This is a genomic window from Mycobacterium sp. NGS54, assembly GCF_059812465.1.
In genome coordinates, this window is the sequence record NZ_JCALCS010000003.1 from 352,360 (window position 1) to 369,091 (window position 16,732).

Annotated in this window: 18 protein-coding genes; 11 read left to right on the top strand and 7 right to left on the bottom strand. The window is 70.1% G+C overall.

Going from position 1 to position 16,732, the window contains the following annotated elements; genetic code table 11:
- Nucleotides 1–133 precede the first annotated feature (133 nt).
- Nucleotides 134–1,588 (top strand): DUF7159 family protein, encoded by a 1,455-nt coding sequence (locus AC5Y5E_RS10580; RefSeq protein ID WP_499902933.1) that lies wholly within the window; start codon nucleotides 134–136, stop codon nucleotides 1,586–1,588.
- A gap of 42 nt (nucleotides 1,589–1,630) precedes the next feature.
- Nucleotides 1,631–2,023 carry an Rv0313 family protein gene (locus AC5Y5E_RS10585; RefSeq protein ID WP_499902934.1) on the top strand — a complete coding sequence of 131 codons (393 nt, stop codon included), beginning with the start codon at nucleotides 1,631–1,633 and terminating at the stop codon, nucleotides 2,021–2,023.
- Between the two features lie 13 nt (nucleotides 2,024–2,036).
- Here the strand turns inward: AC5Y5E_RS10585 and AC5Y5E_RS10590 are convergent, their stop codons facing one another.
- Nucleotides 2,037–2,747: a DUF3060 domain-containing protein gene (locus AC5Y5E_RS10590; protein ID WP_499902935.1), complete on the bottom strand. Its 711-nt coding sequence runs from the start codon at nucleotides 2,745–2,747 to the stop codon at nucleotides 2,037–2,039.
- A gap of 47 nt (nucleotides 2,748–2,794) precedes the next feature.
- Between AC5Y5E_RS10590 and AC5Y5E_RS10595 the strand changes: the two genes are divergently transcribed.
- Nucleotides 2,795–3,820, top strand: coding sequence for an NADP-dependent oxidoreductase (locus AC5Y5E_RS10595; RefSeq protein ID WP_499902936.1), 1,026 nt, complete (start codon nucleotides 2,795–2,797; stop codon nucleotides 3,818–3,820).
- On the opposite strand, the gene AC5Y5E_RS10600 is transcribed toward AC5Y5E_RS10595, so the two are convergent.
- The gene (locus AC5Y5E_RS10600; protein WP_499902937.1) at nucleotides 3,817–4,431 is read right to left on the bottom strand and encodes a hypothetical protein; all 615 of its coding nucleotides are present in this window, start codon (nucleotides 4,429–4,431) and stop codon (nucleotides 3,817–3,819) included. The genes AC5Y5E_RS10595 and AC5Y5E_RS10600 overlap by 4 nt on opposite strands.
- 119 nt (nucleotides 4,432–4,550) lie before the next feature.
- On the opposite strand from AC5Y5E_RS10600, the gene AC5Y5E_RS10605 reads away from it, so the two are divergent.
- Nucleotides 4,551–5,003 (top strand): MarR family winged helix-turn-helix transcriptional regulator, encoded by a 453-nt coding sequence (locus AC5Y5E_RS10605; RefSeq protein ID WP_499902938.1) that lies wholly within the window; start codon nucleotides 4,551–4,553, stop codon nucleotides 5,001–5,003.
- Nucleotides 5,004–5,156: 153 nt separating this feature from the next.
- Nucleotides 5,157–5,990: a family 16 glycosylhydrolase gene (locus AC5Y5E_RS10610; protein ID WP_499902939.1), complete on the top strand. Its 834-nt coding sequence runs from the start codon at nucleotides 5,157–5,159 to the stop codon at nucleotides 5,988–5,990.
- A 3-nt stretch (nucleotides 5,991–5,993) separates the two neighbouring features.
- Here the strand turns inward: AC5Y5E_RS10610 and AC5Y5E_RS10615 are convergent, their stop codons facing one another.
- Nucleotides 5,994–7,514 (bottom strand): glycosyltransferase family 39 protein, encoded by a 1,521-nt coding sequence (locus tag AC5Y5E_RS10615; RefSeq protein WP_499902940.1) that lies wholly within the window; start codon nucleotides 7,512–7,514, stop codon nucleotides 5,994–5,996.
- 35 nt (nucleotides 7,515–7,549) lie between these two features.
- Nucleotides 7,550–7,864 (bottom strand): hypothetical protein, encoded by a 315-nt coding sequence (locus AC5Y5E_RS10620; protein ID WP_499902941.1) that lies wholly within the window; start codon nucleotides 7,862–7,864, stop codon nucleotides 7,550–7,552.
- A gap of 23 nt (nucleotides 7,865–7,887) precedes the next feature.
- Here AC5Y5E_RS10620 and AC5Y5E_RS10625 point away from each other — a divergent pair, with 23 nt between their 5' ends.
- From AC5Y5E_RS10625 to AC5Y5E_RS10635, 3 genes are read left to right on the top strand one after another with little or no spacing between them, the layout of a single operon-like run.
- Entirely contained in the window at nucleotides 7,888–8,193 is a 306-nt protein-coding gene (locus tag AC5Y5E_RS10625; RefSeq protein WP_499902942.1) for a hypothetical protein, read from the top strand.
- A 21-nt stretch (nucleotides 8,194–8,214) separates the two neighbouring features.
- Nucleotides 8,215–8,886: a GAP family protein gene (locus tag AC5Y5E_RS10630; protein ID WP_499902943.1), complete on the top strand. Its 672-nt coding sequence runs from the start codon at nucleotides 8,215–8,217 to the stop codon at nucleotides 8,884–8,886.
- A 26-nt stretch (nucleotides 8,887–8,912) separates the two neighbouring features.
- Nucleotides 8,913–9,593 carry a GAP family protein gene (locus tag AC5Y5E_RS10635; RefSeq protein WP_499902944.1) on the top strand — a complete coding sequence of 227 codons (681 nt, stop codon included), beginning with the start codon at nucleotides 8,913–8,915 and terminating at the stop codon, nucleotides 9,591–9,593.
- On the opposite strand, the gene AC5Y5E_RS10640 is transcribed toward AC5Y5E_RS10635, so the two are convergent.
- The gene (locus AC5Y5E_RS10640; RefSeq protein WP_499902945.1) at nucleotides 9,584–10,324 is read right to left on the bottom strand and encodes a hypothetical protein; all 741 of its coding nucleotides are present in this window, start codon (nucleotides 10,322–10,324) and stop codon (nucleotides 9,584–9,586) included. The genes AC5Y5E_RS10635 and AC5Y5E_RS10640 overlap by 10 nt on opposite strands.
- 24 nt (nucleotides 10,325–10,348) lie before the next feature.
- Here AC5Y5E_RS10640 and AC5Y5E_RS10645 point away from each other — a divergent pair, with 24 nt between their 5' ends.
- Both AC5Y5E_RS10645 and AC5Y5E_RS10650 read left to right on the top strand, forming a co-directional pair.
- Nucleotides 10,349–11,845 (top strand): bifunctional phosphatase PAP2/diacylglycerol kinase family protein, encoded by a 1,497-nt coding sequence (locus tag AC5Y5E_RS10645; protein ID WP_499902946.1) that lies wholly within the window; start codon nucleotides 10,349–10,351, stop codon nucleotides 11,843–11,845.
- Nucleotides 11,846–12,010: 165 nt separating this feature from the next.
- Complete coding sequence (locus tag AC5Y5E_RS10650) at nucleotides 12,011–13,423, top strand: PE family protein (protein ID WP_499902947.1); 1,413 nt, start codon at nucleotides 12,011–12,013, stop codon at nucleotides 13,421–13,423.
- Between the two features lie 196 nt (nucleotides 13,424–13,619).
- Here AC5Y5E_RS10650 and AC5Y5E_RS10655 read toward each other — a convergent pair whose 3' ends face one another.
- Both AC5Y5E_RS10655 and AC5Y5E_RS10660 read right to left on the bottom strand, forming a co-directional pair.
- The gene (locus tag AC5Y5E_RS10655) at nucleotides 13,620–13,916 is read right to left on the bottom strand and encodes a PE family protein (RefSeq protein WP_499902948.1); all 297 of its coding nucleotides are present in this window, start codon (nucleotides 13,914–13,916) and stop codon (nucleotides 13,620–13,622) included.
- A gap of 136 nt (nucleotides 13,917–14,052) precedes the next feature.
- Complete coding sequence (locus AC5Y5E_RS10660; protein ID WP_499902949.1) at nucleotides 14,053–15,036, bottom strand: NAD(P)-binding domain-containing protein; 984 nt, start codon at nucleotides 15,034–15,036, stop codon at nucleotides 14,053–14,055.
- A gap of 148 nt (nucleotides 15,037–15,184) precedes the next feature.
- On the opposite strand from AC5Y5E_RS10660, the gene AC5Y5E_RS10665 reads away from it, so the two are divergent.
- Nucleotides 15,185–16,597, top strand: a complete 1,413-nt coding sequence (locus tag AC5Y5E_RS10665; RefSeq protein ID WP_499902950.1) for a PecA family PE domain-processing aspartic protease — start codon at nucleotides 15,185–15,187, stop codon at nucleotides 16,595–16,597.
- The last annotated feature ends 135 nt before the right edge of the window (nucleotides 16,598–16,732 follow it).

A 16,732-nucleotide genomic window follows, 5' to 3' on the forward strand; every position in this document is an offset into this window, starting at 1 on the left:
TGACCTGCGTCAATCACAGCTGAATCGAACGAGCGCATCCGGCCGCACGCGAGTAGCGTGGTGTCACCCAGTCGGGCGGGGTCTGTTTTGTGGTGCCCTCTGTTGAGGGTCTCCGAGGACCTTGGAGGCGCAAGTGGAAATTGTGCTCGGGGTGTCGATGGCACCCACGATGGTGCGGTTGGTCCTCATCGAGGGCCAGAACGCCGACGGTGTCACGGTCGAAGAGGACCGCTTCGCAGTTGCCGCCGGTGAGGACTCGGGAAGCTCCTCGGCGGCCGATCAAGTGATCGCCGCAATTGTCGGGACCCGGGAAGGCGCGACGGCGAGTCACTGCCGGCTGACCTCGACCGGGGTGACGTGGACCGACCCCGACGACGTCGGTGCGCTGCGGGATGCGATCGCCTCGCACGCCGTCGGCGCGGTCATGCTGGTCTCCCCGTTGCTCGCCGCGGCGGCGTTGGCGCAGACCGTGGGTGAAGCGCTCGGTTACGAGCACATAGCGATGTTGTTCGTCGAGCACGACAGCGCGACGTCGGCGGTCGTCGAGGTGGCCGACGGTTCGATCGCCGATCTGCACCGGCAACAGCTTCTGGGCGACATTGGCGACGAACTCCCCGCGATGGTGGTCGGGCTCGACCGGCGTGCGGAGGGCGTGTTTGTCGTCGGCTCCGGGTCGGGGTGGGGCGGCGACGTGTTCGCGATCAAGGCCGCGCTCGATGCCGCGACGGCGCTCGACGTGACGGTGCCCGAGGAGCCGGACATGGCGCTGGCCCGCGGGGCCGCACTGGCGTCGGCGAACGCGCCGCTGTTCGCGTCGTCGACGGCCGCGCTGGCCTACTCCCTGGATCCGGGCACCGGTGAGATCGATTCCCAAGCGGTCACGTCGACCTACCTGGACGTCTGTGGCAACGCCGACCCGGGCGATGGCGCACTGGCTTACAGCGCCCTGGAATTCGAGGCGGAGGACGGCGTGAGCTCGCGTGGGCGCGGGCCGTTCGTGCTCGCCGGCAGCGCGCTGGCCGCGATCTCGGCCGCCGCGGCGGGCGTCATGGTGGTTTCGCTGGCGTCGGACACGCATCCGGCCCCGGCCCCGCAGCCCACCCCGCAGGCCGTGGCGCCGGCGAATCGGGTACCGCCGCCGGAGGCGCAGCTGCCCGTCCCCAGCCCGCCCGGCCCCGCGGCGCCCGCGGTGGCGGCGCCGCCCGCGCCGGCCCCCGAGGTCGCCGCACCGGCCCCGCCCGCTGCGGCGTCCGAGGTCGCCCCGCCGGCCCCGGCCGCGCCGGCGCCTCCAAGGCAGCCGGCGCCGGTGGTCCAGCAGGCACCCGCGCCGCCGCCGCGGCGCGTACCCGTGCGGCGGGCGCCGGAAGCGGCGCCGCCCCCCGCGCAGCAGGCACCGGCCCCGCCGCCGGCCGCCGCGCCGCCCGAGCCGGTCGCGGCCCCCGCCCCGCCGCCGTACCAGCGGCCGCCTCTGACCCTGTACCTGCACTTCCCGTTCTTCACGGTGCCAGTTCCGATCAACCCGCCACCCCCGCCGGCCCCGCCGCCGCCCGGCCCCGTCGGCCCGCCCGTGGCACGAGGCGGCGACTGAGAGCACACTGAGCAGTAACGCTGTGAGTGCAAGGAGGCCTGCGTGGGCGAGTACGGTGCGTTCGGATTCGATCCCGACGATTTCGACCGCGTGATCAGAGAGGGCAGCGAGGGGCTGCGGGACGTGTTCGAGAAACTCGGCAGATTTGTCACCGCGCCGGTGCCGGGGACAAGTTGGTCCGCGTTATTCGAGGACCTGTCCCGGCGGCCCCGCCGCGGGCCGGAGACCGCCGGCGAGGCCGGCGACGGGGTATGGGCCATCTACACGGTGGACGCCGACGGCGGCGCCCACGTCGAACAGGTTTACGCGAGCGAACTCGACGCGCTGCGCGCCAACAAGAACAATGTCGACCCCAAGCGCAAGGTGCGCTTCCTGCCCTACGGCATCGCGGTCAGCGTCCTCGACGACGATTCGGATTCGGCGGAGTCCAGCTAGCCCGGCTGCGCGCTCAGCCCTGCTGCACCACGTTGGAACCGCCGGCGTTGCTGATCTTCGGGTTGCCCGAGTGGTAAGTGATCTTGTTGTCGAAGCCGGAGGCGTCGATGCTGTCGACGGCGTCGACGGTGATGGCGTTCTGGACGCCGGACACCGTGAGGCTCTTGCAGTGACCGGTGATCACGACCGTGTTGGAAACCCCGCTGACGCTGACGATGTTGTCGTTGCAGGCGACGGTGCGGTTCTCGTTGATCCCGGAGATGCTGAGGCTGCCGCCCGGCGGCGCGGTGGGTGACGTCGACGGCGTCGTCGTCCGGGTCTTCGAGGGGGCGGGTTTCCGGGACGTGCTCGAGGGCGGACCGAACGTCGCGGTGACGCTGGGCATGGTGGGCGTCGAGCTGATCATCGACCGGACACCCGAAAGCTGGTGCGCGGCAAAGGCGGCGATGCCGCCGGCCAGGGCCAGGAACCCGACCACGATCACCGTGCCCAGGATCCACCAGGTGCGGTTGCCCGAGGACGAGCGCGGCGGGGGCCCGGAGAGCGGGCCGCCGTCGGTCCACGGGCTCTGCGGCGGCGGTGGGGGTGGCGGGCCGGGTGGAGCGGGCGGATACGGGTAGCCACCGAGCGGCGGCGCCTGTCCGGACTCGGACGCGCGTGCCGTGTCGGCCAGGGGGCGCTCGAGTTCGCGGATACGCTCTTCCGGGTCGTCCTGCGACTTCATGCGAAGATGCTCCCATTCGATTGCCCCCAATGGGTAGTTTCAGCACCGTGCCCGACTTGCCGAACCGCCAGATCCTGTTGCGTCGCCGCCCGACCGGGCTGGTCCAGCCCGAGGACACCGAGCTGGTCACCACGCCGGCGCCCGAACCCGCGGAGGGCGAGGCGCTCCTGCGAACCACCTACGTCGGCCTCGACGCCGCCGTGCGCACCTGGCTGAACGACCAACCGGGCTACCTTCCGCCGGTACAGCTGGGCGAGGTGATCCGGGCGGCCGGGATCGGCGAGGTGGTGGCGACGCGCTGCGACGCCTTCAAGATCGGCGACGTCGTCACCACCCTGAGCGGCTTCCAGGAGTACGTGATCATCCGCGACGACGTGTTCAGCACGCCCGTTCCGGGAAGGGGGGCGGTGGATCATCTGGCGGTGATGTCCGTGTACGGCCCGACCGGGGCCACCGCCTACATCGGAATGATGGACATCGGCCGGCCGCAGCCCGGGGAGACGGTGGTGGTGTCGGCCGCCGCGGGTGCCACCGGGTCGATAGCCGGGCAGATCGCCAAGATCGCCGGCGCCCGCGTGGTGGGCATCGCGGGCGGCCCGGAGAAGTGCCGGGCGGTGGTGGAGGACTTCGGATTCGACGCGTGCATCGACTACAAGAACGAAGACGTCGCCGCGGCGCTCAAACGGCATTGCCCGCGCCGCGTCAACGTCTACTTCGACAACGTCGGTGGGCCGATCCTCGACGCGGTGCTGGGCCGGTTGGCGACCAAGGCGCGGGTGGTGCTCTGCGGCGTCATCTCCAGCTATCTCACCGGCCAGCACCCCGGGCCGGCCAACTACGTGAACCTGCTGTCCAAGACCGCGCTGATGCAGGGCTTCAACGCGCTCGACGACTGGGGCCGCTTCGACGAGGCGCATGCCGCGCTTCGCCAGTGGGAGCAGGAGGGCCGAATCAAGGCGCGCCAGACCGTGTTTGAGGGCGTCGAGTCCTGCGTCGACGCCCTCAACGGCCTGTTCACCGGGGCCAACATCGGCAAGATGTTGGTCAAGCTGAGCGAACCGGCTTCCGGTTAGCCCTCACCGAGGACGCGGTGCAGCGTCTTCTTGGCGTCGGTGAGCGCCTCCAGCACCTTGGTTCGGGTCTCGGCGAGCTGCTGCTTCTGCTCGTCGGTGCCCGACCAGGCGATGGTGCGGGCCAGACCCGCGATCTCAAAGAGTGTTCTGCGGATCTTGAACACGTCGCCGAACTTGGCCGCCCGCCCCAGGAAGGCGTGTGCGGTCTCGCTGCTGACGCCCCGCCAGGCCAGCAGGTTGCGGCCCAGCTCGGTCAGCGTCGCGACGCCGTTGTCGACCGTCACCACACCCCGGCCGGCCAGCAGGCCGATGGCGAGCTCCGCCACGTCCTGCGGCGGCGTGAACGCGCCCTCGGTCGCGTCGGACACCCGCTGCACGATCTGCGCGGCGTCGGCCGGCCCGTCGAGCAGCAGCGCCGCGGTGACGAACGCCGCACGCTTGAGGAAGGGGCGCCGGCCGGGCCCGCCGTGGCCGAAGCCGCCCTTGAACCCGCCGTGTCCCCAATCCTTTTCGCCCCAGCCCCCGAAACCGGGGCCACCGAAACCGGGCCCGCCGAAACCGGGCCCGCCGAAACCGGGACCACCGAAACCACCGAAAAATCCACCAGACATCGCTGTCGTTCCTTTCCACATTGGACTATCAAGCTCCTTGATACCACCGCGGTCGAGGATGTCAAGGAAATTGATGGTTGTGGTCCTTGGGCCGCGGGTCACGTGCCAGCATGAGGGGCATGAGTCAATCCCACGAGGCGCCGCTGGGGTTTTTGCTGTACCGGGTTACGGCGGCGCTGCGGCCCCAGGTCGCCGCGGAGCTCAAACCGCTGGGCCTGTCGCTGCCCGAGTTCGTGTGCATGCGGATCCTGTCCAACCACCCCGGGCTCACCAGCGCCGAGCTGGCGCGCGGCACCCACGTCTCGGCGCAGGCGGCCAACCAGGTGCTGCACGCGCTCGAGGAGCGCGGCGCGCTGAGCCGTCCGGCGTCGACACCGTGGGGCCGGGCCATGCCGGCCCAGCTCACCCGCCGCGGCAAGGCGCTGCTCAAACGGGCCGACGCCGCGGTCCGCACGGCCGATCAACGGATCCTGGGCCGGCTCACCGCCGACGAGCAGCGTCAGCTCAAGCAACTGCTTTACGCGGCGGGGACCCGCGCGGCGGCGGATTGGGACCCGGATCTGCCCCGCTAGCAGCGGTTAGTCCGCGGAATTGGATGGCGACGCACCGGCTCGCGAGATGCGGGCCGCCCCTGCGGCGTGGTTTTATAACACCGTTTGCGAGAGTTGCCCAGGGGGATCGTGGCCCGCTTGAGGCCGCGGCGGTAGAGATTGGTGGTAGTGCAAATGGATCGTCGCAGCATGTTGCTGACCACGGGACTCGGCATGCTGGCGGCGGTGGCGGCGAGCCCCATCCCGGAGGCACTGGCCGACCCGTCGCTCCCGGCGCCGCCGAAGGCGCCGTCGGCCGGGCCCGGCGGCTACATTTTCTCCGACGATTTCGACGGCCCGGCGGGCTCGGCTCCAGACCCGGCCAAGTGGACGGTGCAGACCTGGCAGGACGACGTGTTCCCGCCGGTCGCGGGGATCTACCGCGACGACCGCCGAAACATCTTTCAGGACGGCAACTCCAACCTTGTGCTGCGTGCCACCCAGGAAGGCGACACCTACTACGGCGCCAAGCTGCGCGGCAACTTCCGCAGCATGATCAACCAGACCTGGGAAGCGAAGATCAAGCTGAACTGTTTGGACCCGGGCCTGTGGTCCGCGTTCTGGGGTGTCAACGAGGACCCGCTGCCCGACGGCGAGGTTGACCTTTTCGAGTGGTACGGCAACGGCTCGTGGCCCCCGGGAACCACGGTCCACGCGGCGTCCAACGGGAAGACCTGGGAGGGGAAATCGATCCCCGGGTTGGTCGACGGCGGTTGGCACACGTGGCAAATGCATTGGGGCGAAAACGGATTCCAGTTTTCGCGCGACGGGTCGCAGTACTTCACCGTTCCGAACAAGCCCATCCACGTCCACGGCGGCGCCCCCGACGACTTCCGGTGGCCGTTCAACAACCCCGGCTACTGGATGACGCCCATGTTCACGCTGGCGGTCGGCGGCGTCGGCGCCGGCGATCCTGCCGCGGCGACCTACCCGGCGGACATGCTCGTCGACTACATCCGCATCTGGTGAGCCTCAGCGTTCGGCCTTGATGACCTGAACCAGGTTGAACTGCCAGCGTTCGACCAGCCGGAGGCCCAGGTCGTGGGTGACCGCGAAGGCGGGGGTGGGCCCGTAGACCGGGCCGGGCGGAAGCGCCGGGCCCTGTTCGTGGCCGGGCACGGCGGGGTCGGCCTGGGTGATGATCCATACGACGCCGCATTTGCTCAGCGGCCCGGTGACGACCTCCGGGATGAGGTTGGTGTCGAAGACGTCGCGGCGGTCCGTCGCCCGTTGCCACAGCGTGAGGTCGACCAGTTTCCGGTAGGCATCCGGGCGCGCGGCCAGCAGCGGGCGCATCGGGGCGGGCATGAACGTCACCGTGTCGTTCACCAGCAGGCAATCGCCCGGCGCCGCCTTGGCGGTGATCAGGTCGGCAACCTGGCTGTAGTCCATCCCGTACTTGGCGTACGGGTTGCGTTGTGCCCGAACATAGTTCGGTGCCGCGGCGACGGCGAATAGGGTGACCAGGGCCGCCGCCGCCCATGGCCTGGCGGTCGCGGCGGCGGTGCAGACTCCCAGGATCAGCGCCATCGCCGGCGCGGTGAAGGCCAGATAGCGCGGGGTGTAGATCGGGTGGGCCAGCGCCGAGAAGAGCACGATCAGGGCCGTCGGTATCGTCAGCCACGCGACGGCGATGGTCAACAGTTGCCGATCCCCCGGCGCCAGGCGCGCGGACCGGCTGAGCCACAAGACAATTGCCGCGGCGACCACCAGCGCCGAGAGCACCGCGAACGGCGGGCTCCGCTCGAAATACTGCTGGACCACCACGTCTTCGATCGTCCGGTGCCCGATCGTCGGCACCCACTTGATCTGAGGGGACTGCCGGGCGACCGCCGCCAAGAACGGCGCCAGGACGCCCACCGGCAGCGCCGCCGTAATGGCGAAGCGCAGCAGTACTTTTCGGGCCGGGACGAAGACGGCGATGAACACCAGGTGCGCCAACACCAGCAGCACGAGGTACGCGTCGAGCAGGATCGACACGGCCAGGGCGAGGCCGTACGACAGCCACCACAACGGGCCGTTGCGGCGCGCCGCGACGACCAGCAGCACGGTTATCCACACGGCGGCCATCATCGAAAGGGCGTAGGGCCGCGCCTCGACACCCGCCCACGTCGTCCGCGGCAGGACCCCGCACAGCACCCCGGCGGCCACCGCGACGGTGCGCGACGAGAACTGCCTGCCCAGGACCACCACGCCGGCCGCGGCGCCGCCCACCGCCAGACCGCTCGGCACGCGGGACCAGAACTCGGTGGGCGGAAGGATCTGGAACCAGCCGTGCATGAGCAGGTAGTACAGGCCGTGCACCGCGTCGACGTTGCCCAGCATCTGCCACAGCTGATCCAGGGATCGGCTGTAGGAGGCCGAGATGGTCGCGGCCTCGTCGTACCAGAACGACGGGCGGGCGGCGCCGGCCAAACTTATTGCGGCCGCGAGGACTCCGACCACCAGCGGGTCGAACGCTTGTCGTGACTCGCGGGTATCGGAGGCGCTCACCGCCCGCTATGTTGCCAGACGCGCCGACCGAGCCGTCAGCCGTTGTTCAGGTACAGGTACCACAGCCCGTCGGCGCCCTCGCGGCACGCGTAGTGGGTGTAGCGCCCGTTGTCGTATTCGATCTCGACGTGCGGGCCGTCGACGAGGCAGGCGGCCTCGGTCGAGTAGACGCCCTCGACCTGAACCTCGTCGGCGTTGGCCACGCCCACCGCCGTGGTCAGCAGCCCGCCCAGCGCCAGGAAGCCGGCAGCGATCAACGTCCTCATCTGGATCTTCCCCTCGATATCGGTGACGCGACTATAGACATGTCCCGCGCGCACCATCCGGAAATGGCATTGCTCATCAATCACGGATTCGAACGTATGATCGACAAATGGGCGACCTGGCGTCGATCGGATACAACGGGCAGCCGGTCCGCGACCCGTTCCGCATGGTGCGCCCGCCGATCGCCGTGCTGGTTGACCTGACGGTGCTCTTCCCGCGCGAGCCCCACCGCTCGGGGCGGTATCAGCCCAACGGCCTGCAGCTGCACAAGGTCGTCGAGGGCCGGTTGAGTTGCTGGGGCATCTGCGAGCAGGGCGACTGGTGGGGGCTGGTCACCTATCCGATCGCCTACGGCTCCAAGCGGAAGACCGTGACGCACTGGGTGCCCGCCTGGACGCTGCGCCGGAAAGGCTGAGCAATGCGATGATTGCTGCCCGTGGCAGACAACCTGGCTTCCGTTCTGACCAAGCTCATTCCGCTCGGGGTGGTCATCGCGGTCTCACCGATCACGGTCATCCCGGCCGTGCTGGTCTTACACGCGCCGCGGCCCCGGCCGACCAGCCTCGCGTTCCTGGGCGGGTGGTTGGTGGGCATGGCCGCCCTCACGGCGGCGTTCGTCGGCGCCTCCGACCTGTTGGGCGGCCTGCACCAGACGCCGCCGAAGTGGGCCTCGTGGCTGCGCGTGGTGCTGGGCCTGGCGCTCATCGCGTTCGGCGTGTTCCGCTGGCTGGGCCGGCATCGTCAGGGCAAGACCCCGGCCTGGATGCGTTCGTTCTCGAAGCTGACCCCGCTGCGCGCCGGCGTGACCGGGGTGGTGCTGACGGTGGTGCGCCTCGAGGTGCTGATCCTGTGCGCGGTCGCCGGCCTGGCGATCGGCACCGGCGGGCTCGGTGCCGCGGCCGGCTGGGTGTCCGGTGCCCTCTTCGTCGCCGTGTCCTCGTCGACGGTCGCCGCGCCGATACTGGCCTACGTCGGCTCCGGCGGCCGCCTCGATGACGCGCTGGAACGGCTCAAGGTGTGGATGGAGCAGAACCACGCCGCCATGCTCGCGGTCATCCTGGTCCTGATCGGTTTGTTGGTGCTTTACAACGGAATTCACGCGCTGTAGCGGCGCGGCACGCTAGATTGCTGCCCATGGCAGGAAGCTGGGCTACCGTGGCGACCGGGCTGATTCCGCTCGGGTTGGTCATCTCGCTGTCGCCGCTCACGGTGATCCCCGCGGTGCTGGTCCTGCAGGCACCGCGGGCCCGCCCGAGCAGCCTCACGTTCCTCGCCGGTTGGGTGCTGGGCATCGCCGCGCTGACGGCGCTGTCCGTCGCCGCCTCCGGCCTGCTCGGCGGCCTGGACAAGTCGCCGCCGCGGTGGTCGTCCTGGCTGCGGGTGGTGCTCGGGGCGGCGCTGATCGTCTACGGCATCTTCAAATGGTTCACCCGGCACGGCCACACCGAGTCGCCGGCCTGGATGCGAACGTTCGACACCATCACCCCGGCCCGCGCCGGGCTTACCGGGGCGGCGCTGGCGGTGGTGCGGCCCGACGTGTCGCTCATCTGCGTGCCGGCAGGGCTGGCCATCGGCACCGCCGGGCTGGGCGTCGGCGGGGACTGGCTGGCGGCCGCGTTCTTCGTCGTCGTCGCCGCGTCCAGCGTCGCGATCCCGATCCTCGCCTACGCGGCCGCCGGTCAGCGCCTCGACCCGACGCTGTCGCGGGTCAAGGACTGGATGGACAAGAACAACGCCGCCCTGCTGGCGGTGCTGTTGGTCGTGATCGGCTTGATGGTGCTCTCCCACGGCATTCGCGCCCTGTATCACCTGTAGCCCCCGTCGGACAGGCCGGCGTCTTGCTCGAGCCGGTTCGTCTTGCCGAGGGCCAACTCGCGGACCAGTTCCCAGCCGTAGCCGCCGAGCATGCCCAGGTAGCCCCTCGCCGCCCATTGCCGGCAGTGCCGTTCCTCGTGGTGCAGCACCCGGTCCAAGTCGGGGCCGTTCGGCGCAAGCCCGAACCGAACGATCCGGCGCAGCCGCTCGGCCGGATCGGTGAGCTCGCCGCCGTTGAGCATGAAGATGTCGCCCCAGGTGGTGCCGCCGCGGCGGCTGAACTGCCGTTGCAGCCAATTGCCGCCCACGCCCATGAGGATGCCGTTCGGCGTCGTCACCAGCCGGCCCCCGTTGCGGTGCACGAACCGGACGTCGCGCGAGTAACTCCAGCGATTTGCCTTCTGCCGCTTGATGATCCGTGCGACCTCCGCGGCGCAGTAGGGCGCCTCGGGAAAGTCCGGCGGCCGGCGGCCCGGTTTGTCGTAGTCGGTTCCCGCGTTGAGGACGTAGGTCATCAGCGTCGCCCGGCGCGCGTCTTCCCCGCCGATCCCCGGCGGCAACAGGAAGAAGGACTTGCCGTGCGGGTCAGTGATCTCCTCGGCCTGCCCGAGGATCGCAAAGCTCTCCGGCGTGACGGCGTGCCGCCGGGCGATCTCGGCGAGGGCGTCCGCGGGCACCCCGCGACGGCGGGCGTTTTGCCGCCACGCCTCGGAGTAGCCGGTTGCGCGCACGCTTGCCAATTTAGGGTGGAGTCGATGAACAAGCGGCCCTGGCAACGCCCGAGCGGCGTCAAGCAGATCACCCGCGGGCTGGGCACCCTCGATCGAGAGCTGTTCGAGGCGATCGCCGAGACGCCCACCCCGCTGCTGGACACGCTCATGCCGCCGCTGACCCGGGCGGCCGATCACTCCAAGCTGTGGCTGGCCATCGCCGCGGCGCTGCTCTCGTCGGGTAAACGGTCGGCGCAGCGCGGCGCTACCCGCGGCGTCGTCACGCTCGGGGCCACCAGCCTGGTCACCAACCAGGTCGCCAAGCGAATCCGCCCGCGCCCGCGGCCCGTCTACGAGTCGGTGCCGCTGGTCAGGCGGGTGCGCCGCCGTCCCACCTCCAACTCGCTGCCGTCGGGGCACTCGGCCAGCGCCGCCGCGTTCGCCGTCGGGGTGGGGCTGGAGAATCCCCCGCTGGGCTTCGTCCTGGCGCTGCTGGCCGGCCTGGTCGGGCTGTCGCGGGTGGCGACGGGCGCGCACTACCCCGGTGACGTCCTCGCCGGGTTCGGCATCGGTGCCGGCGTTGCGGTGCTCGGCGGTCGGCTGGTGCCGCCGATCGTCGAAACGGCGCTGCCCCGGAGCGAACCGCTGATCGTCGACACGCCGCGACGGCCCGACGGCGCCGGCGTCGTCCTCGTCATCAACCCGGCATCGGGAAGCGGCACGGGCGCGCGCGTCGCCGACGAGATCCGCGCCAAGCTGCCCAAGGCGGAGATCGTCGAATTGGGGCCCGGTGAGGACCCCGAGCCGGCATTGCGCCGCGCGGCCGAACGCGCCGAGGTGTTGGCGGTCGGCGGCGGCGACGGCACCGTGGCGGCGGCCGCGTCCGTCGCCGTCGACGCCGGGCTCCCCTTGGCCGTCTTTCCTGCCGGAACGTTCAACCATTTCGCCAAGGACATCGGCTGCGACACGGTGGCAAAGACGGTGGCCGCGATCCGGCGCGGCAGCGTGGTCCGCGTTGACCTGGTGTGCCTCAACGAAACCCGGATGGTGCTCAACACGGCGAGCATCGGCGCCTATCCGAAGTTCGTGCAGCGGCGCGAAAAACTGGAGAAGCGCGTCGGCAAGCCGGTGGCCAGCTTCTACGCGCTGCTGCGCACGCTGCGCACCGACCGGCCGCTCACCATCCGCTACGACAACAAGACCCTGCAGACGTCGCTGTTGTTTCTGGGCAACTCGGTGTATCTGCCGAGCGGATTCGCGCCGGCGTGTCGCACCCGCATGGACGACGGCCTGATCGACGTGCGCATCCTGGAGGCCGGCCGCCCGTGGGCGCGGACCCGGATCCTGGCCGCGCTGGCGTTGGGACGCCTGCCGCGCAGCAAGCTCTACCACGAGCTGCAGGTGCCGGAGTTCAGCTTCTCCGCCGTCGACGGCCCGACGGTCGTCGCGCACGACGGCGAGGTCGGCGAGCGCTACGACCACGCCAGCTTCGCCGCGAAATACCGGATCCTGCCGGTGTTCCGGCCGCCGGCAACCGTTTAACAGCCCCGACACAGGGCCCGCTTAGCTTCGCCTCAGCGACCGGGTGTTTGCTCGGAGGGTTGCCGCGATGACCACTGAAACTTGGGATCGGTAGGCCGGGCACGCGATAACGATTTTGCCTATTCGGCGACCACCGGGCGGTCGCCGCGTCGGTCGGAGGTCGGGATGTCCTATTTGTTTGCGGTCCCTGAGTACGTGACGACGGCGGCGTCGGATTTGGCGAACGTCGGTTCGACGATCAGCGCGGCCAACGCCGCGGCGGCGGCCCCGACGACGGCGCTGGTGGCCGCGGGCGCCGACGAGGTGTCGGCGGCGGTCGCGACCTTGTTCGGCGCGCACGCGCAGGCCTACCAGGCGATCAGCGCCGAGGCGGCGGCGTTTCACCAGCGGTTCGTCGAGCTGCTGAATGCGGGGGCGGGCTCCTACGCCGCCACCGAGGCCGCCAACGCCAATCCCCTGCAGGGGCTGCTCAACGACATCAACGCGCCCTTCGAGGCGCTGCTGGGCCGGCCGCTGATCGGCAACGGCGCCGACGGCACCCCCGGCACCGGCGCCAACGGCCAGAACGGCGGGCTGCTGTGGGGCAACGGCGGGGCCGGCGGCTCCGGCGGGCCGGGCCAGAACGGCGGCAGCGGTGGCAGCGGCGGGTTCTTGTTCGGCGACGGCGGCCGCGGCGGGAACGGCGGGAACGCCATTGGCGCCGGGGTGGCCGGCTTCGGCGGCAACGGCGGCAATGCCGTCGGGCTGTTGGGCAACGGTGGCGGCGGCGGGACCGGCGGTGTCAGCATCAACGGGGTCGGCGGCGACGGCGGCTTCGGCGGGAATGGCGGATTCCTGGTCGGCAACGGCGGCATCGGCGGGACCGGCGGCAACGGCTTCGTTGCCGGCTGGGGCGCCGCCGGCGGCAACGGCAGCAGCTTGATCTACGGCCTGGGCGGCGCGGGCGGCGCGGGCGGTTCCAGCCTCAACTTCAGCAACGGCCTCGCGGGCGTGGGCGGCGACGGCGGCAGCGGCGGCGCCCTGTTCAACCTCATCGGCACCGGGGCCGACGGCGGCGCCGGAGGGGCGGCCGTCGGCGCCGGCAACATCGGCGGCCAGGGCGGCCAGGGCGGCAGCGGCAGCGGTCTCGTCTTCGGCCTGGGCGGCCACGGCGGCCACGGCGGCACCGCCCTGACGCCGGGCGGCACCGGCGGGCCCGGCGGATACGGCGGCGATAACGGTTACGTGTTCAGCGACGGCGCCGGCAGCATCTACGCCGGGGGTTCCTTCTTCGGCATCGGCGGCGCCGGCGGCGACGGCGGGGCCGCCCAGGCCGGCGGCCACGGCGGCACCGGCGGGCTCGGCGGCCTCGGCGGCCTGCTGTTCGGCATCGGCGGCCACGGCGGCAACGGCTACGGCGCGGCCGGCCTGGCGTTCGGGGGCAACGGCAGCCAGGGCGGCTACGGCGGCCTGCTGTTCGGCATCGGCGGCGCCGGCGGCAACGGCGGCGCCGGGGTCGTCCCCGGCGTCGGCGGCCAAGGCGGCTTCGGCGGGTATTACCTGTTCGGCCCCAATGGGCCGAACGGGTTACCGGGGTGATTTGCGATCGATCTACTCGAAGAGACCTTGGACAATTGCCGTGGCAATGGCGTGGGCTAATGAGTCGATGATCGGGTCGAATTGGTGCGAACAAAAAGAACAGGAAACGGCCTATTAGGTTCTGCAGATCGACCAAGAGCTGGTTGAACCTCTTGCCCACCGGGTTGGCGGCAGCGCCGGCGACCGCGCCCAGGGGCTACATAACCGCGGCGTTCGTGGCCTCAGCGGTGGTGTAGGCCGCCGTGCCTGCCTGCAAGTTCTGCGTGAACTGCCGGTGAAAGGCCTCCACCTGCGCGGCGAGCGCCTGGTATTCCTGGCCGTGCGCGGAAAGTAACTGCGCCACTGCGGCCGATACCTGGTCAGCGGCGGCGGCGGGCACCGTGGCGGTCGAGCCGGCGGCGGCGCTGTTCGCGGCGCTCAGCGTCGAGCCGATATTCGCCAAATCCGTTGCGGCCGTGCTGATGAGCCCTGGCGCCGCGACCAGACCCGACATGCCCGTCCTCCTAGCGCCTCATCGAGCCATTTCGAGATGGCAAAAGTATCGCGCGAAAGCCGCGATTTTCACAAGTCACCTTCCTTAGTTACCCAGGCGGCGAGAAATCACCGGCGCCGAATTTCACTCTTATCTGCTATCCGGTGCCGAAATGGTGGTTACGCTCGCCCAGGCGGGCGCGCAGGTCTTCCTCGAAGGAGACGACCGCCGGATTGAGCCGCTCTGCCCGCATCCGCTGCAGACTCGGGTAGCCGGCGTCGCGCTCGGCGTCCCACTCGTCGGCGAATTTGCCCGACTCGATGTCACTGAGCACCTCGCGCATCACTTGCGGGACGTCGAGGCCGTCGTAGCGATCCGCCCGTGACATCTGGCCGTACTGGCTGGTCGGTGAGTGGTAGCGCATCTGGCCGGCGTAGCCCTCGAGCCGCAGCAGCCGGTAGCTGCGTTCGACCTCGCCCGAGAGCACGAGCTCAGTGATGATCGCCTCGAGCGGGATGCCGGCCCGGGACATCAGGTCGACGAAGCTCTTGGAGACCCGGCCCATTGCGGGGGCGAGGACCTGCTCCACCGCGAGATCCAGGACGGCCTCCTGGCGTGGCGTCATCTCGATGGCGCCCTGGCGCAGGCCGCCGATGCCCCGGCCGATGGCCAGCGTGCGGGCCAGCGCCGTCCCGGAGTTGTCCTGCTGGATGCCGAGCGCGGTGATGAACCCGACGCCCTCCAAGTAGCACTCGCGCACCTCGGGACCGAGCATCCGGGGGGCGACCATGCCGAGGTCGCAATCGGGGTTGATTCGGTCGAACGCCATCACGTAGCCCGACGCAAGCACCCACAGCGCATCCGGCTTGGGGGCGATGGGCAGCTCGGGGATGACGTCGTCGGGGACGAGGGTGCAAATCACGTCGCACGCGCTCGCCGCCTCGATCTCGCGGGGGTTGAAGCCGTCCGCCTCGGCCTGGTCGCGGGAGGCGTCGGCCCGGGCGAAGACGTCCACCGCGAGGCCGGAGTCACGCAGGTTAAGGGCCCACGACCGGCCCTGGTTGCCGTACCCGACGACGGCGACCCGTTGCCCGTCCAGCACCGAGAGGTCGGCGTCGGACTCGTAGTAGATGGTCGTCATCGCGGATCCTCTCCGGTCGTGCCTATCCCCAAGATGATGCGCCCAGGGCCACGGGCACGAAAATGTTGGTTTTCAAACCGGCCAGATTTGTGGTACTTTCGTCCTGTTTCTCACCGGGGGATAGACGAATACCGGTGGGAGGCCATCGATGTCGTTTGTGCTCGCCGCGCCGGACATGGTGACCGACGCGGCAAGAAATTTGGCGAGCCTCGGCTCCACTCTCAGCGCCGCCAACGCTGCGGCGGCAGCATCCACGACCGGAATGCTGGCGCCCGCCGCGGACCAGACGTCGGCGGCCGTTGCGGCAATTCTTTCCCAGCACGCGTCGGCATATCAGGCGCTGAGCGCGCAGGCGGCGGCGTTTCACGCCGAGTTCGTGCGGGCGCTCGGTGGTGCCGGCGACGCGTACGCGGCCGCCGAGCAAATCATCGAGCGGGAAGTGCGGGGTGCGATCAACGCGCCCACGGAGCTGCTATTGGGGCGCCCGCTGATTGGTAAGGGAGCCGATGGGACGGCCGCCAGTCCAAACGGCAGGCCGGGTGGGCTGTTGTTCGGCAACGGCGGCACCGGCTATTCGGAGAAGGCCCCCGGGGTGGCCGGCGGGGCCGGCGGTGCGGCGGGGTTGATCGGCAACGGGGGCGTCGGGGGTGCCGGCGGGGCCAACGCGGTTGGCGGGGCCGGCGGTCGCGGGGGGTGGCTGTGGGGCACCGACGGGCCCGCCGGCATCGGCTCGTTGGCGAGTGGGACCGTGCCGCTGCAGATGAACGGTGTCTTCGCGACGGTCGGCGTTTCCGTCAACGGCGGGCCGACTGTCCCCCTGACGGTCGACACCGGATCCAATGGCCTACTCATCCCGTTCTGGGACGTCGGACTGCGGCAGCTCGGCCTGCCCACGCAAATCGGTGTCGTTACCTACGGCGAAGGGGTCGCTTTCATCTACCTCACGTTCAACGCGCCGGTGAGTTTCGGGAACGGACTGCTCACCGCGCCGACCCCCGTCAGCGTCGAAATGTTCGAATTCCCAATATCTCTCAATGGCCTCGGGCTCATGCTCACCGGCAATGTTTTCGCCGGGGGAGATGGCATCTTGGGTATCGGATCGAATGCGGTGGGCCCGGCCAGCTCGGTGATCACGGCGTTGCCGGGCCCGCTCAACCAGGGTGTGCTGATAGACGAGCCCGAGGGCTACTTGCAGTTCGGTGCCAATCCGCTGCCCGGCATCACCGTGACCGGGGCCCCGGTTACCGCGTTTGACGTGCGAGTCAATGACGGGCCGCTCCATCAGGTTCTCGCGCTGGTCGATTCCGGCGGCGATCGCGGATCCATTCCGTCGTCCATCCTGGAGACCGGGCAGACCTCCGGACCCTTGCCGGCGGGAACGACCATCTCGGTCTACACCCACGGCGCCCTGACGCCGCTGTACTCGTACACGACGACCGCGACCAACAGCCCACAGGTCATGTCGGGCCAAATGAATACCGGGTACATGCCCTTCACGCAGGGGCCGGTGTACATCAGTTACAGCCCCAGCGGCGTCGGGACGATGACGTTCGATTTCTGATCGCGAGCTGATTGACCAGTCCGCACCGGGCGACCCCATCTGCGGGCGAGGCCTGAATTGGCCGTCGCATCTGCAGCCGTCGTACATCGACTCGGGACTGGTGGATCAGGCCGCCGGCTTCGCTGCCGGCAGGCT

Excerpts from the sequence above, each read along its gene's own strand:
- AC5Y5E_RS10655 (WP_499902948.1), bottom strand. The coding sequence starts at position 13,916 with ATGTCGGGTCTGGTCGCGGCGCCAGGGCTCATCAGCACGGCCGCAACG.
- AC5Y5E_RS10625 (WP_499902942.1), top strand. The coding sequence starts at position 7,888 with ATGGGCGACCTGGCGTCGATCGGATACAACGGGCAGCCGGTCCGCGAC.
- AC5Y5E_RS10605 (WP_499902938.1), top strand. The coding sequence starts at position 4,551 with ATGAGTCAATCCCACGAGGCGCCGCTGGGGTTTTTGCTGTACCGGGTT.
- AC5Y5E_RS10650 (WP_499902947.1), top strand. The coding sequence starts at position 12,011 with ATGTCCTATTTGTTTGCGGTCCCTGAGTACGTGACGACGGCGGCGTCG.
- AC5Y5E_RS10635 (WP_499902944.1), top strand. The coding sequence starts at position 8,913 with ATGGCAGGAAGCTGGGCTACCGTGGCGACCGGGCTGATTCCGCTCGGG.
- AC5Y5E_RS10660 (WP_499902949.1), bottom strand. The coding sequence starts at position 15,036 with ATGACGACCATCTACTACGAGTCCGACGCCGACCTCTCGGTGCTGGAC.
- AC5Y5E_RS10645 (WP_499902946.1), top strand. The coding sequence starts at position 10,349 with ATGAACAAGCGGCCCTGGCAACGCCCGAGCGGCGTCAAGCAGATCACC.
- AC5Y5E_RS10665 (WP_499902950.1), top strand. The coding sequence starts at position 15,185 with ATGTCGTTTGTGCTCGCCGCGCCGGACATGGTGACCGACGCGGCAAGA.
- AC5Y5E_RS10610 (WP_499902939.1), top strand. The coding sequence starts at position 5,157 with ATGGATCGTCGCAGCATGTTGCTGACCACGGGACTCGGCATGCTGGCG.
- AC5Y5E_RS10590 (WP_499902935.1), bottom strand. The coding sequence starts at position 2,747 with ATGAAGTCGCAGGACGACCCGGAAGAGCGTATCCGCGAACTCGAGCGC.
- AC5Y5E_RS10600 (WP_499902937.1), bottom strand. The coding sequence starts at position 4,431 with ATGTCTGGTGGATTTTTCGGTGGTTTCGGTGGTCCCGGTTTCGGCGGG.